Raw genomic sequence first — 13235 nt, forward strand, 5'->3', positions numbered from 1 at the left:
GTGCGAACGGCGGTTAAGCGGACAAAGCCGACTTCGGCGCAATGTCCGCTTTCAGTTTATTTGAGTGATTGCGCGTATTCCTCAAGCTGAGTAGCGACCGTGCCCCACCCATCATAGAAGCCCATGTCCTCATGGCTTTGACGGGCTTCGGGCGAACGATGTCTGGCAGTCGCAGTGTAGGTCGTGCCACCATTCCCATCGTCGGCGAACTCGATGATCGCCGTCATGAACGGATCGGCGGCGGGCTTCCATCCTTCGCTATAGGTGTCAGTGAAGACCAGGCGTTCGCCTTCGACGACTTCGAGATAGACGCCTTCGTTTTCCATCTTGTTGCCTTCGACGTTCATCGTCGTGTTGAACTTGCCGCCGACCCGAAGGTCGATCTCGCAGGTGTCGATCCCGTGCGGCTTGGGCACAAAGAAGTGCTTGATGTGCTCCGGTGTTGTCCAGCATTCCCACAGAAGCGCACGCGGTGCGTTGATTGTGCGAGTGAAGGTCAGGTCAGTTTCCGGGTTGAGTTTCATTTGCTGCGCTCCTGCATGAGGTTCTTGATGTAATCGTCAAAGCGGTCGAGCCGTCCTTCCCAGATTGCATTTTGTTCGGTCAGCCAGTCCTTCGCAGGCGTGAAGGCATCAGGGGCCAATTCGCATATCCGCGTCCGCCCTTCCTTTTTCGACGTGACGAGGCTCGCCGCTTCCAGCTTCTTCAGATGCTCCATGAACGACGGCAGCGCCATGTCATGGGGCTCCGCCAGTTCGCTCACAGTCGCCTCGCCGCGAGCAAGACGTTGAAGGATCATACGCCGTGTCGGATCACCGAGCGCTGAGAAACAGAGATCGAGGTCCGAATCATACTTAGACATATCCCTAAGTAACGCTTCGGGAGTGCACGATCAAGATATTTAGGGAAAAGCCTAAGTGAAGGAATAGCTGCCATTCGTCATCATGCAGAATTCGGTCACTTTGGGCTCAAACCTGCCCTTCGCCACACCTCCACCCCCGGGCCGCTACCCCGTCCGCCAGCGCACCGCATAGGCCGTGTCGTCGGCGTGGTCGTGACCCGCGCCCTCATAGATCGGCACCTCGATCATCCGCAGGTCTACGATCCGCCCCCGCGCCTCTAGGTCACGGATCACGGGCTCGAACCCGGCCCGCGCGAAAAACGCTGCGTTCACGCCAATCACAAACAACGCCCCGGGTTTGGCGATCGCCAGAAGCGGCTCCAGCCGGTCCGGCCCCAGGTGCCCGTTCGTGAACGTCCCCGCCGAGAGGACTGCGCCGTAGTCGTTCTGGATCCGCCCGATATCACCCGTCAGGTCAGCCTGGATCGTGGTGCGATAAAGGCCCTTGCTGCGCGCCACCGCCAGCATCTCGGCTGAGATATCGACCCCGTCGATCTCGCCCGCACCCTTTCCCAAAGCCTCTGCCACAAGCCCCGTGCCACAGCCGATATCGGCAATCGGGTGGTCTTCCGCCGAGGCCTGATCACGGTAGATCGCAGCAATCGCCTGCGGGTAGCGGTATCCGAGCGCATCGGCGAAATCTTCGTCGTAACTTGCCGCGAAGGCCGCGTAATAGGCCGCGTTGTCGTCCGGTGTCGCCAACCTGTAGGCGTTCTCCAGAAGCGATTGCCCCTTGCTCTTGTCGCTCACCAGGCACCCTCCGTGCAGTCTGCATGCCGCCCCCTGCGGTGCGGTGGTAACAGCCTAGCACGTTGCGCCTTGGAATGCGCATCCGGCGCGAGCGTTGGGCGGCGAAAATGGACCGCTCAAAGGTTAACAAAACTCATTCTATATTATTATCATAGGCTTAAGCGGATGCTCAAGCTTGAGCACCCGCCCGCCGGTCCTTCAGGTCAGGCCTTGATCAGCCCCATCGACTCCAGCTTCAGCAGCACCTGCTGCGCGCAATAATCGACATCCATGCCCTCGGTATCCACCACCAGCTCGGCATTTTCAGGCGCCTCATAGGGGTCCGAAATCCCGGTGAACTCTTTGATCTTCCCTTCGCGGGCCAGCTTGTAAAGACCCTTCCGATCCCGCCGCTCACACTCCTCCAGCGACGTCGCCACATGGGTCTCCACGAAGGCGCCGAACTGCTCGATCTCCTCCCGAACCGCCCGCCGTGTCGCCGTATAAGGCGCGATCGGCGCGCAGATCGCGATGCCGCCGTTCTTGGTGATTTCCGAGGCCACATAGCCAATCCGCCGGATGTTCAGATCCCGGTGCTCCTTGCTGAACCCCAGTTCCGAGCTCAGGTTCTTCCGCACCACATCGCCGTCCAGCAACGTCACCGGACGCCCGCCTTGTTCCATCAGTTTCACCATGATCGCGTTGGCAATCGTGGACTTCCCCGAGCCGCTGAGCCCCGTGAAAAACACCGTGAACCCCTGCTGAGACCGGGGCGGAGAGGTCCGCCGAAGCTCCTTCACCACCTGCGGGAAAGAGAACCATTCCGGGATCTCCAACCCCTCCCGCAGACGCCGCCGCAGCTCGGTGCCCGAGATGTTCAGGATCGTCACGTCGTCCTTGTCCATGATCTCATCGGCGGGCTCATATTGGGCGCGCTCCTGCACATAGACCATGTGTTTGAAGTCGACCATTTCGATGCCCATCTCCTCCTGATGCTCGCGGAACAGGTCCTGCGCATCGTAAGGGCCGTAGAAATCTTCCCCCGCCGAGTTCTTGCCCGGCCCCGCATGATCGCGGCCCACAATGAAGTGGGTGCAGCCGTGGTTCTTGCGGATCAGACCGTGCCACACGGCCTCCCGCGGCCCCGCCATACGCATCGCCAGGTTCAGAAGGCTCATCGTCGTGGTCGCCGCCGGGTACTGGTCCAGCACCGCCTCATAGCAGCGAACCCGCGTGAAGTGGTCCACGTCGCCGGGCTTCGTCAGGCCCACGACAGGGTGGATCAGCAGGTTCGCCTGCGCTTCCTTCGCGGCGCGGAAGGTCAGTTCCTGATGCGCGCGGTGGAGGGGGTTGCGGGTCTGGAAGGCCACGATCTTGCGCCAGCCGAGCTTGCGGAAATAGGCGCGCAGCTCGTTCGGCGTGTCGCGGCGGGCGCGGAAATCGTAATGCACGGGCTGCTGGATGCCGGTGATCGCGCCGCCCAGGTAGATCGGGCCCGCCACGTTATGCAGGTAGTTCACCGCCGGGTGCGCGATGTCATCGGCACCGTAGACCTTGGCCGCTTCCACGCCCTTGTTCGGCTGCCACTTGTCGCTGATCGACAGGATCGCGAGGATCACGCCCTCCGCATCCCGCAAGGCGATATCCTGCCCGGGCTCCACGTCGCCCGCAAAGGCCTCCGACACGTCCAGGGTGATCGGCATCGGCCAGAGCGTGCCGTCTTCCAAACGCATGTTCTCGACGACGTTGTCGTAATCGGCCTCGCCCATGAAGCCCTTGAGCGGGTTGAAGCCGCCGTTCATCAACAGCTCCAGGTCGCAGACCTGGCGCGCGGTCAGGTCCCAGGACGGCAGATCCGCCGCCTCCATCTTCAGTTTCTGGGCGCTGTCGTAAGAGACGTAAAGCTCCGGGATCGGAGCGTGGAGGGGGGCTGCCATGGTCGTGGTCCTGTGTTTCATCAGTGTGGGGGAAAGCGCGCGGCCGGTCAGTTCGGCGTGGAGCGCGTTGTATTCATCGAATTTGCGGGCAAGAAACTGATCCGCCAGCTTGGATTTATGGGCGGCGCCGCGCGGCGTCAGCGCGTAGCTGACCCTTTGGCGCCGGTCGGGGCCGTTCTTGTCGGCGATCTGAACCAGCCCCGCGTCGCGCGCGCTGCGCAGCAACGCGTTGAGCCGACCGAGGCTGACGCCAATCGCCCCGGCCGTGGCCCGCTGCGCGCCCTCGGGCGCGACATCGATCTGGCGCAAGAGACGGAAGAGCAGGTCATCTTCCGGCAAGGTTGGCGGGGCAGGGGCGGGCATCGGGGAGGGTCCAAATTGCGTTCACGGATGAACGTATGTCACAGCGGGGCGCCTTGGGGAAGGGGTTCGTTCAAGTTTGAACGAACTGTTGCCCAAAGCTCTCCAATCGTCAAAAAAGCCTTTGAAATCAGGTCATCGGGACCAGCTCTTCGCCGGTGGTCTGGTCCTCGAAGAACTCCACTTCGGACACGCCTGGGTGCCCTTGGGTGTTTGCAGTAAACCCGCCGCGATTGACGGCCACGCTGCTGGTGCCGCCGCCGACCGACCCCGCGTTGCCGCCGGCCAGGTCGTTGGCCGTGAACGAGGATTGATCGACCAACTCGCCATCCACATAAAGCGCAAGGCCGCCGTTGGCGTTCATCGAGCCTTCGATGGTGTAGGAGCCTTCGGTCACGGCCCAGGCGGCCTCTCCTCGGCTGGAGGACGGGCCGGTGCCGTTGCCGGTGCCCGCCTGCAGATAGAGCATCCCATTGGTTTGATAGAGGATAAATCCGCGCCCGGTGCCGCCCGCCTCGAAGATGATACCTTCGTCGGTGGTCATGAAGTCTACCACGGATGAGAACGACAATTCTTCCACATTTCGGAATTCCGTCGACGACACGGTGGGATCATCCCAGACCGATGTCACATTCATCGCGGCGGTGGCGGCGGTGAAGGCAGAGCCGAAGAAGCTGGAAATCCCCTGGCCGGTCAGCGCGCCCGCAATGTCGTTGGACGCGCCACTGACACCCCCGGACACGACGGAGGTCGTCGCCAGGCCAAGCCCAACGAGGCCTGCGGTCATGACGACCCAATCAACGGTAACGGCGCCGTCTTCCGACGCGAAAAATGCTTTGAGTTTCATGCTCAAAATTCCACACACACAAGGTACTTTGGACCGCGTATGCCGAAACAATGGGGCATGAATGTGCCCAAAGTACCCCGTTTCTTTGAATTCTGAGCGGGTCTTGCGGTGCTATTCGGCCACGGGGGCGGCGTAAGCGGCGGCTTCGGGCACCTCTTCGCCCTCCATCTCGGCCAGGAACTTTTCCGCATCCAGCGCGGCCATGCAGCCCATGCCCGCCGAGGTGACGGCCTGGCGGTAGACGTGATCTGTCAAGTCGCCCGCGGCGAACACGCCGGGAATGGAGGTCTTGGTCGTGCCCGCCTGCACCTTCACATAGCCGCCGTTGTGCATCTCCAACTGGTCCTTGACCAGTTCCGTCGCGGGGGCGTGGCCGATGGCGACGAAGAAGCCCTTGCAGGGGATCTCGGTGATCTCGCCCGTCTTCACGTGCTTGGCGCGGACGCCTTCCACGCCGCGCGGGGCGTCCGAGCCGATAACCTCTTCCACGGAATGATCCCACAACACCTCGACTTTGGGGTTCTTGAACAACCGCTCCTGCATGATCTTCTCGGCGCGCAGGCTGTCGCGGCGGTGGATCAGGGTGACCTTGCTGGCGAAGTTGGTCAGAAACAGCGCCTCTTCCACCGCCGTGTTGCCGCCGCCGATCACCACAATCTCCATGCCGCGATAGAAGAAGCCGTCGCAGGTGGCGCAGGCGCTGACGCCGAAGCCCTTGAAATGTTCCTCGGACGGCAGGCCCAACCACTTGGCCTGGGCGCCCGTGGCCAGCACCACCGCGTCCGCCGTATAGGTCGTGCCGGTGTCGCCCTGCGCCGTGAAAGGCCGCTTGGACAGGTCCAGCGACTGGATGTGGTCGCTGATGATTTCGGTCCCCATTTCCTTGGCGTGGGCCTCCATCCGCACCATCAGATCCGGCCCCATGACGCTGGCGTCGCCGGGCCAGTTTTCCACGTCCGTGGTGATCGTCAGCTGCCCGCCGGGCTGGATGCCCTGCACCAGAATGGGTGCCAGCATCGCACGGCTGGCATAGACGCCCGCCGTGTAGCCAGCAGGGCCGGAGCCGATGATCAGAAGACGGGTGTGGCGGGTCTCGGACATGTGCGGGCCTCGGGGCAGCAGGGGACAGGTTCACCGGATATATCCCTGCGCGCGGGGCGATGAAACCCCCGCAAAAGCGCTTTCACCTGCAAGTGACCTATTCCATTTCTTGCGCATCCGTGAAATATAATTGCGCATGGGACGTAAGATGCGGTTCATCTGAAAATCGCACATGCAGGGAACGACGCCAATGCCGCAGACGAAACTCGACCCGATCGACCGGAAGATTCTGGCCGAATTGCAGGGGGACGGGCGCATGACCAATGTGGAATTGGCCAAACGCGTCGGCATCTCGGCGCCGCCCTGTCTGCGCCGGGTGCGCACGCTGGAGGACGCGGGCTATATCAAGGGCTACCACGCCGATGTGGATGCGCGCCAATTGGGGTTCGAGGTGCAGGTCTTCGCGATGATCTCGCTCGCCAGCCAGGCCGAGGCCGACCTGACCGCCTTTGAAGAGCGGTGTAACGACTGGCCCCTAGTCCGCGAATGCCACATGCTGAACGGCGAAATTGACTTTATTCTCAAGTGCGTGGCCCCCGACCTGTCGTCTTTCCAGAGCTTCCTGACCGGAGAGTTGACCTCGGCCCCCAACGTGGCCTCTGTGCGCACGTCGCTGGTGATCCGGGGCGCCAAGGATGCGCCGGGCGTGCCGTTTGACGTGATGGAAGACCGCCTCGCGCAGACCGCCTGAGCCATGGCCACGGTGGATCTGGGCGCCCTTTACCGCGAGGGCCTGGCGGCGCAGCAGGCGGGCGAAACCGATGCGGCGCTGGCGATTTATGACCGCATCCTGTCCCTGAGCCCGGCCATCCCCGAAGTCCTGTTTCAACGCGCCCGCTGCCTGGCGGATCGCGATCCGAAGCGGGCCGAGGCTGATTTCCGCAAGGCGCTGAAAGGCAAGCCGAAGGAACCGGCGATTTGGCAGGGCCTGCACAGCGTGCTGCGCGGCGGCGCCCGCGTGAAGTTGGAGAAAGAGGCGCAGCGCGCCAAGGTGCCGCTCGGCTCGGAGGCGGACGCGAAGCCGATCCTGGCCGCGCTCAAGGCGGGCCGGGCCGATCAGGCCGAGGCGGGCGCGGTGTCCCTTGGCAAGCTCGCCCCCGCCGCCTTCTGGCCCGCCTATGTCTTGGGCGAGGCGCGGCTGGCCCTCTCGAAACCCGCCGTCGCCCCGCTGGAGGCCGCCACGGCCCGCGATCCGTCCTATGTTCCCGCCCGTATCGCCCTGGCGCGCGCCTACGCCGCCGCCGGTCGGCCCGGAAAGGCAGAGGCCACGTTGGACACCCTCGACAGCCCCGAGGCGACGCTGATCCGCGCGCGACTGCTGCGCGACACCGCCCGCCCGGAGGAAGCGATAAAAGCGCTGCAAGCGCGCCCCGCCAAGTCCGCCCGGTGGTCGGCGGAACTGGCATTGGCGCTGGCGCAAACCGGGCAGGGCGCCGCCGCCTTGGAGGCCGCGACCACCGCGATCAAGGCAGGCGCCGCGCGCGTGCCGCTCCTGCGCACCACGGCCCTTGCGGCAGAAGAGGCCGGTGACATCGCGGGCGCTGAGGCGCTGATCGACCACGCCCTCACCACCCCCACGCCAGACCTCCTGACCCACCGCGCGCAATTGCACCAATCCGCTGGCGATTTCCCCGCCGCCGAGGCCGCCCTGACGGCCGCCATAGACGCCAATCCGACGGGGGGAGAGGCGTTTCGCGCCTATATGAACGGGCGCAAAATCACCTTGGATGACCCGCTTCTGCCGCGCCTTGATGCGGCGCTCAAGCGCCCGGATCTCAAGCCCCATGACCGCGCCGCGCTGCACTTCGCCGCCGCCAAGGCGCGCGGTGATCTGGGCGAGCACGAGGCCGTCTTCCCACATCTGGAAACCGCCAACCGCCTGATCGCAAAGGCCTATCCCTACAGCTTCGACGCGGATCTGGCCGAGGCCCAAAGGCTCGTCGCCGAATGGGAGACCCTCAAAGACCTCCCCACTGACGGCCCGCCTTATCCGGTGATCTTCGTCACCGGCCTGCCGCGCTCGGGCACCACGTTGATCGAAACGATCCTGGCGGCGCACGGCGACGTCGCTGCGGGCGGCGAGATGCCGTTCCTCTCCCGCGCCCTCGCCCCGGTGCTGGAGGCGCTGCGCCACGACACGCTGACGCCTGAGGCGCTCGCCACCGCAGGCACCCGCTATCTCACCGCCGCTCGCCGCCGCACCGGCGCCGCACCGGTGATCGCCGACAAAGCCATCGCCACCTTCTCGCGCATCGGCCATGCCGCCCGCGCGCTACCCGGCGCGCATTTCGTGCTGGTCAAACGCGATCCGCGCGACGTCGGCCTCTCGCTTTTCCGCAACATGTTCCCCGAAGGCCTGCACCGCTACGCCTATGATCTGGCCGCCATGGGCCGCTACATCCGCCTCCACGACGCGGTCACCACGTTCTGGCAACAGGCGCTGCCCGACCGGGTGCATGTGGTGGCATATGAGGCGCTAACCGCAGAGCCCGAGCCGCAGATCCGCGCGCTGCTGTCGGCCACCGGTCTGCCGTGGGATGACGCCTGCCTGGCGCCCGAGGCCGCGGGGCGGCGTATCCAGACGCTCAGCTTCGCCCAGGCCCGCCAACCCATCGGCACCGCAGCCGTGGCCGGATGGCGCCGCTATGACGCCGCATTGCAACCGCTCATCGATGCGCTCAAGATCGATATCGACCTCACGCCACAAAACTGAACTTCACAAACCTCGCCCCCTCACCGCTGCCTGAAATCAAAGACTTCAACACACCAACCGATGGATGTGCAGGCCGAACGACCCTCGTCCCAATCACCCGTCGCGCCCCACAGCCCCATGACCCACCCATACGAATTGACGCGCGCCGCTCCCCCCTTCATCTTGCCAAATACAACTCAATCCCACCCCCGACGCAGGCGCGCCCCCAAGATATGAAGCGCACCCTCTGCGGCCGCCCATCCCGCCCTCCCAAACGAACGAAGGACGGCCATTCTAGCCGTCCTCTTGCAAGCGTTCTTTAGGTTTTGGGGCCCGGGGTCTTTTGCTTAATGGCGTTATTCCGGGGTCTGCCGCGTTATTCCGCAGCGGTGAGCATTTGCGGCTTCTCCGCACGCCGGGCTGCGCGCAATTTGCGCGACCACGGCAGGTCGATCTGCTCTTTTTTCGCTTCGTTCAAGACCGTTTCCATCCAGCGACGCGTTTTCATTTGCCTGTTCCTTGTGCCGAGCGCTCAGTTCTGCGCTGTCTTTGTTTCGTTGCAGCTAATCTGGCTCGGCTTTGGGTCAGTCTTGAGGCAAAATCGCTAAGAAGCGGTAAATCTTCTGGGCCATTTTGAGGCAGGATTCGGCGTGTTATCGCGTTGTTTCATTAGGCTTTTCGGCAAAACCGGTTCAAATTGTGGACATCGCGAGGCACAGCCTGCCGCGATTGTGTCTAATTCGGAACCAATCCGCCGCGTTACAGCCTGATCGTCGCAATCAACCGCCCGTAGTCCGCCTCACCCCGGTGCGTGGCCCGCCGGTAGGAGTAGAACCGTGCCGCGTCGGCATAGGTGCAATGCCCGGTCCACTCCGCCTCTCCCACCCCCGCCGCGCGCAGGCGCGTCAGGCCAAAGCCCACCAGGTCGAACTGATACTTGCCGTCCACCCCGTTCACGAAGAACCGCCCATAGGCAGGGTCCTCATCGATGAACCGTTCCAGAAATTCCTGGCCCACCTCGTAGGATTTCTGGCTGATCGACGGCCCGATGACGGCTTTCACCCGGCCCCGCACGGCACCCAGCCCCTCCATCGCGTCCAAAGTCGCCTCCAACACGCCGTCGAGCGCGCCTTTCCAGCCCGCGTGCGCCGCGCCCACCACGCCCGCCTCCGGGTCCGCGAACAGGACCGGCTGGCAATCGGCGGTCAGGATGCTGAGCGCCACGCCGGGCCGGTCCGTCACCAGCGCGTCGGCCCTGGGCTTCGCGCCCACGTCCGCCACGACCACATCGGCCGAGTGGATCTGGTGGACACCGGCCAGCTCTGCCACCCCCATCGCCTCGGCCACCCGCGCGCGGTTCATCGCCACGACCTCCGCCTGATCCGACGATCCATTGCCGCAGTTCAACCCGGCGTAGACCCCGGTCGAGGCGCCGCCCTCGCGGGTGAAGAACCCATGGGTCACGCCGTCCAGAAGGGGCGAGGTGATCGGGGCGAGGGTCATGCAGGATGCTCCAGGGCTGGGGGCGGGGTGGTATCGGGAGGGGTGAGGGCGAGCACCTTGAACAGGGTCCCCATTTCATCCGGGTGCGTCAACCGCCGATGGGCCGCGATATGCGCCTCCAGCGCCGCCCCGCTGAGGTTCTTCGCCAAGGCCCGCGCCCGCGCCGTGATGCCCAGGCGTTCCAGAAACACGCCCTGAGGCGTGAATTTGGAAGCGCGGATACCCTGGCCATGCCCTGCGGCTTCTGACGCCGCCTTGGCAATCGGCTCGAACGCCACATGGGCCGTCAGGTCGGCCTCTCCCGGCGCGGCAAGCGGGTCCGCAAAGGCGTGACCCGAAAGGGCCTGAAATGTGTCGCCCGTGCTTTGCCAGTCGCCGTAATCCACGATCAACGCCGCACCGCCATGGGCCAGCCTGCGGCCAATCTCGCCCGCAATCGCCTGCGCCGGCGCGCAGGTTTCCACGATCATACCCGGCACAAAGCCGTCGCGGACCTCCAACGGGGCAGGGGGCGCGAGGCCCCAGATCAGCGCGTCGCCCGCCGCGCCGATCTGGCGCTCCTGCCAATCGCCCGCGTCGTTCATCTGAAACTGGCGGATCGGCAGCGCGTCGAAGAACTCATTGGCCACCAACAGAATGTGCCCCTCCGGCAGGTCGGCCAAACTGTCATGGAACGTTGGCGCGTAGCCCTCCAGCGCCTTCGCCTGTGCCGCCCTCAACACCGGGGACGCCTCCACCAAATGCACCGTGACGGCGTCATGGAACCCCGGCACGCCGCGCGTCGCGCGCAGGATATCGGCCATCAAGGTGCCCCGTCCGGGCCCCAGCTCCACCAGCATGCAGGGCGCGCCGCCGCCGTCCTGCCAGACCTGTGCCAGCCACAGGCCCACCAACTCTCCGAACATCTGAGAGATCTCGGGTGCCGTGGTGAAATCCCCGCCCGCGCCCAAGGGATCGCGGGTGGCATAATAGCCATAGGTCGGGTCGTGCAGGCACTCGGCCATGTAATCGGCAAGGCTCATCGGCCCCAACCGCGCGATCCGGGCCAACATACGGGCCTTAAGCGACATGGGCTTTCCAGATCCCGTTTGCCCTCAGGACCAACCAGAACCCTGCAATCACCATCGGCACGCAGAGGATCTGCCCCATCGTCAGGCCCACATCCGGCGACAGCGCAATCGCGTAGCCCACCGGGTTGTCCGGCCCCACAAACTGCGCGTCGGGCTGGCGGAAGAACTCCACGAAGTAGCGCGACGCGCCATAGATCAGCAGGAACATCCCCGTAATCGCGCCGGGCCGCTTCAGCCATCCGGCCTTGAAGCCCAGGTAGAGCACGACCACCAGCAGCAGCACCCCTTCCAGCGCCGCTTCATAGAGCTGCGAGGGGTGCCGGGCGCAGACCGTCGCGCCCAGGTAGTCGACCAAGCCCTCCGGCCCCGCGCAATCCTGTGCCGCCGCGCCCGGGAAGATCACCGCCCAGGGCGCGTCCGACGCGCGGCCCCACAGCTCGGCATTGATGAAGTTCGCCAAGCGGCCGAGCAGGAGGCCGAAGCCCACGACCATGGCCATCGCGTCGGCGACTTGCAGCGGCGGGATCTTGTTGATCCGGCAGAAGATCAGCGCCGCCACCGTCACCCCCAACAGACCGCCGTGAAACGACATGCCGCCCTGCCAGACCTGCAGGATCAGGCCGGGGTTCTCCAGGTAGAAGCCCGGTTGATAGAAGGCCACGTAGCCCAGGCGCCCGCCCAGGATCACCCCCAGAACCACGGCCGTCAGCAACCCCTCGACCTTCGCGGGCGCCATCGGGGCCACGTCGCCCGGCCACAACTCGGGCCGCGCGCAGGCCCGCATGATCACCCACCAGCCCAGGCCCAGACCCACAAGGTAGGCCATCGCGTACCAGCGCAACGCGAAGGTGAAGCTGCCCAAAGAGATCGTGAAGATCTCGGGCGACAGGGGCGGGAAGGGGATCGCGGCGCTCAGCATTTTGGGGGTCCTATAGGCCTCAATTTCCCCTTGGTTGAGGGGGGGATGCGGCGATGTCAACCTTGATCCCCGCCGCGCCCATGCCCATATCTGGCTCAACAGAGATAGGAGCCAGATGATGCAGACCCGGAACAAAGTGATGGACGACCTCAGCCAGTTGATGACCAATGCCATGGGCGTGGCCCAGGGCGCCAAGGATGAGGCCGAGACGGCGATGAACTCCATGATGGACCGCTGGCTGGCGAACCGGATCCTGGTGACGCGCGAAGAATTCGACGCCGTCCGCGCCATGGCCCAGAAGGCTCGCGAAGAGAACGAGGCGCTGAAAGCGCGGCTGGACGCGCTGGAAGGCAAGTAAGACCGCGCCACTTGGTTCAAACCGCTCCCGTCCCGGGGGGCGGTTTTTTCGTGTCCGGGCCTTTGTTGCCCCACTTTTGCCAAGACCTTCTGGCATGCAGGGGCCATGGACCTTGCTGCGCTTCTCCAAACCATCCCTGCGTCCCCCGCCCTCTGGGGCGCCGTTGCGCTGCTCCTTCTTCTATCCCTGCTCACGGGCAAACGTCGCCGCCGCGCGCCGTCTCTGCGGCGCAGGCTCAAGGTCATCCGCAGCGCGAACCTCACGCCGCGCCCGGTCCTCAACCAATCCGAGCGTCGGGTCCACCGACAGCTAGCGCAGATCGTCGGGGGCAGTCCGACCCACAGTCTTCTGACACAGGTGTCCATGGGTGAATTCCTGCACGTCGCGGGCGGGCGCACAGGGCGCGCGCAGCGGCAAAGCGTGTTCAATGCCTTCAACGCCAAGCGGGTGGATTTCTTGATCGTCGACGCCGATTGGCTGCCCGTCGTGGTCCTCGAATACCAGGGCTCGGGCCACTACCAAGGCAACGCCCGCGCCCGTGACGCGATCAAGCGCGCGGTGTGTGAGACGGCGGGCATCGCGTTCATGGAGGTCGCCAGTGGCGGCTTGACCCCCGCCCAGGTCCGTGATTTGCGCCGCCAGGTGACGACGCAGTCGAGCGTCGCCGCCGAATAACGCGCGTCGCTTATTCACAACTTCTCCCCCGCCTCTCCACAAATATCTGTGGATAACTCAGCCTCTTGTGGATGGTCTTGACAAAATCGCAATATGTTGTGGGTATCCGCGAAATTCACGACTCGCCCCGGTTTCCTCAACAA

14 protein-coding genes are annotated in these 13235 nt (G+C 64.6%); 4 read left to right on the top strand and 10 right to left on the bottom strand.

What is annotated here, in order from left to right; translation table 11 throughout:
• Window positions 1-56: 56 nt before the first annotated feature.
• From AC6I9R_RS06665 to trxB, 6 genes are all read right to left on the bottom strand, one after another.
• Window positions 57-524 (bottom strand): SRPBCC family protein, encoded by a 468-nt coding sequence (locus AC6I9R_RS06665; RefSeq protein ID WP_461428044.1) that lies wholly within the window; start codon window positions 522-524, stop codon window positions 57-59.
• Window positions 521-862, bottom strand: a complete 342-nt coding sequence (locus tag AC6I9R_RS06670) for an ArsR/SmtB family transcription factor (protein WP_461428045.1) — start codon at window positions 860-862, stop codon at window positions 521-523. Before AC6I9R_RS06670 ends, AC6I9R_RS06665 begins: the two co-directional genes overlap by 4 nt.
• Window positions 863-1006: 144 nt before the next feature.
• Window positions 1007-1651, bottom strand: a complete 645-nt coding sequence (locus tag AC6I9R_RS06675; protein WP_461428046.1) for a class I SAM-dependent DNA methyltransferase — start codon at window positions 1649-1651, stop codon at window positions 1007-1009.
• 203 nt (window positions 1652-1854) lie between these two features.
• Window positions 1855-3930 carry a bifunctional sulfate adenylyltransferase/adenylylsulfate kinase gene (locus AC6I9R_RS06680; RefSeq protein WP_461428047.1) on the bottom strand — a complete coding sequence of 692 codons (2076 nt, stop codon included), beginning with the start codon at window positions 3928-3930 and terminating at the stop codon, window positions 1855-1857.
• A gap of 127 nt (window positions 3931-4057) precedes the next feature.
• Complete coding sequence (locus AC6I9R_RS06685) at window positions 4058-4774, bottom strand: hypothetical protein (RefSeq protein ID WP_461428048.1); 717 nt, start codon at window positions 4772-4774, stop codon at window positions 4058-4060.
• Between the two features lie 111 nt (window positions 4775-4885).
• Window positions 4886-5875, bottom strand: coding sequence for a thioredoxin-disulfide reductase (gene trxB, locus AC6I9R_RS06690; protein ID WP_461428049.1), 990 nt, complete (start codon window positions 5873-5875; stop codon window positions 4886-4888).
• A gap of 190 nt (window positions 5876-6065) precedes the next feature.
• On the opposite strand from trxB, the gene AC6I9R_RS06695 reads away from it, so the two are divergent.
• The gene (locus AC6I9R_RS06695) at window positions 6066-6566 is read left to right on the top strand and encodes an Lrp/AsnC family transcriptional regulator (protein WP_461428050.1); all 501 of its coding nucleotides are present in this window, start codon (window positions 6066-6068) and stop codon (window positions 6564-6566) included.
• A gap of 3 nt (window positions 6567-6569) precedes the next feature.
• Window positions 6570-8588 carry a tetratricopeptide repeat-containing sulfotransferase family protein gene (locus AC6I9R_RS06700; RefSeq protein WP_461428051.1) on the top strand — a complete coding sequence of 673 codons (2019 nt, stop codon included), beginning with the start codon at window positions 6570-6572 and terminating at the stop codon, window positions 8586-8588.
• A gap of 355 nt (window positions 8589-8943) precedes the next feature.
• On the opposite strand, the gene AC6I9R_RS06705 is transcribed toward AC6I9R_RS06700, so the two are convergent.
• The 4 genes from AC6I9R_RS06705 to lgt all read right to left on the bottom strand — a co-directional run bounded on the left by AC6I9R_RS06705 (window position 8944) and on the right by lgt (window position 12056).
• On the bottom strand, window positions 8944-9075 hold the full coding sequence (locus tag AC6I9R_RS06705) for a hypothetical protein (protein ID WP_461428052.1): 132 nt from the start codon (window positions 9073-9075) through the stop codon (window positions 8944-8946).
• A gap of 251 nt (window positions 9076-9326) precedes the next feature.
• A complete protein-coding gene (pgeF, locus tag AC6I9R_RS06710; protein ID WP_461428053.1) occupies window positions 9327-10070 on the bottom strand; it encodes a peptidoglycan editing factor PgeF in 744 nt (247 codons plus the stop codon).
• Entirely contained in the window at window positions 10067-11140 is a 1074-nt protein-coding gene (locus AC6I9R_RS06715) for a class I SAM-dependent methyltransferase (protein ID WP_461428054.1), read from the bottom strand. Before AC6I9R_RS06715 ends, pgeF begins: the two co-directional genes overlap by 4 nt.
• Window positions 11130-12056: a prolipoprotein diacylglyceryl transferase gene (lgt, locus tag AC6I9R_RS06720; protein ID WP_461428186.1), complete on the bottom strand. Its 927-nt coding sequence runs from the start codon at window positions 12054-12056 to the stop codon at window positions 11130-11132. The genes AC6I9R_RS06715 and lgt overlap by 11 nt, the downstream gene beginning before the upstream one ends.
• 121 nt (window positions 12057-12177) lie before the next feature.
• On the opposite strand from lgt, the gene AC6I9R_RS06725 reads away from it, so the two are divergent.
• Together AC6I9R_RS06725 and AC6I9R_RS06730 are read left to right on the top strand one after the other, a co-directional pair.
• Complete coding sequence (locus AC6I9R_RS06725) at window positions 12178-12417, top strand: accessory factor UbiK family protein (protein ID WP_461428055.1); 240 nt, start codon at window positions 12178-12180, stop codon at window positions 12415-12417.
• A 105-nt stretch (window positions 12418-12522) separates the two neighbouring features.
• The gene (locus AC6I9R_RS06730) at window positions 12523-13092 is read left to right on the top strand and encodes a DUF2726 domain-containing protein (RefSeq protein WP_461428056.1); all 570 of its coding nucleotides are present in this window, start codon (window positions 12523-12525) and stop codon (window positions 13090-13092) included.
• The last annotated feature ends 143 nt before the right edge of the window (window positions 13093-13235 follow it).

The organism is Gymnodinialimonas sp., from assembly GCF_059726805.1.

What these genes read in the sequence shown, in the direction of transcription:
- AC6I9R_RS06665 (WP_461428044.1), bottom strand. Translation starts at nt 524, where the DNA reads ATGAAACTCAACCCGGAAACTGACCTGACCTTCACTCGCACAATCAAC.
- AC6I9R_RS06670 (WP_461428045.1), bottom strand. Translation starts at nt 862, where the DNA reads ATGTCTAAGTATGATTCGGACCTCGATCTCTGTTTCTCAGCGCTCGGT.
- AC6I9R_RS06680 (WP_461428047.1), bottom strand. Translation starts at nt 3,930, where the DNA reads ATGCCCGCCCCTGCCCCGCCAACCTTGCCGGAAGATGACCTGCTCTTC.
- AC6I9R_RS06685 (WP_461428048.1), bottom strand. Translation starts at nt 4,774, where the DNA reads ATGAAACTCAAAGCATTTTTCGCGTCGGAAGACGGCGCCGTTACCGTT.
- trxB (WP_461428049.1), bottom strand. Translation starts at nt 5,875, where the DNA reads ATGTCCGAGACCCGCCACACCCGTCTTCTGATCATCGGCTCCGGCCCT.
- AC6I9R_RS06695 (WP_461428050.1), top strand. Translation starts at nt 6,066, where the DNA reads ATGCCGCAGACGAAACTCGACCCGATCGACCGGAAGATTCTGGCCGAA.
- AC6I9R_RS06700 (WP_461428051.1), top strand. Translation starts at nt 6,570, where the DNA reads ATGGCCACGGTGGATCTGGGCGCCCTTTACCGCGAGGGCCTGGCGGCG.
- AC6I9R_RS06705 (WP_461428052.1), bottom strand. Translation starts at nt 9,075, where the DNA reads ATGAAAACGCGTCGCTGGATGGAAACGGTCTTGAACGAAGCGAAAAAA.
- pgeF (WP_461428053.1), bottom strand. Translation starts at nt 10,070, where the DNA reads ATGACCCTCGCCCCGATCACCTCGCCCCTTCTGGACGGCGTGACCCAT.
- AC6I9R_RS06715 (WP_461428054.1), bottom strand. Translation starts at nt 11,140, where the DNA reads ATGTCGCTTAAGGCCCGTATGTTGGCCCGGATCGCGCGGTTGGGGCCG.
- AC6I9R_RS06725 (WP_461428055.1), top strand. Translation starts at nt 12,178, where the DNA reads ATGCAGACCCGGAACAAAGTGATGGACGACCTCAGCCAGTTGATGACC.
- AC6I9R_RS06730 (WP_461428056.1), top strand. Translation starts at nt 12,523, where the DNA reads ATGGACCTTGCTGCGCTTCTCCAAACCATCCCTGCGTCCCCCGCCCTC.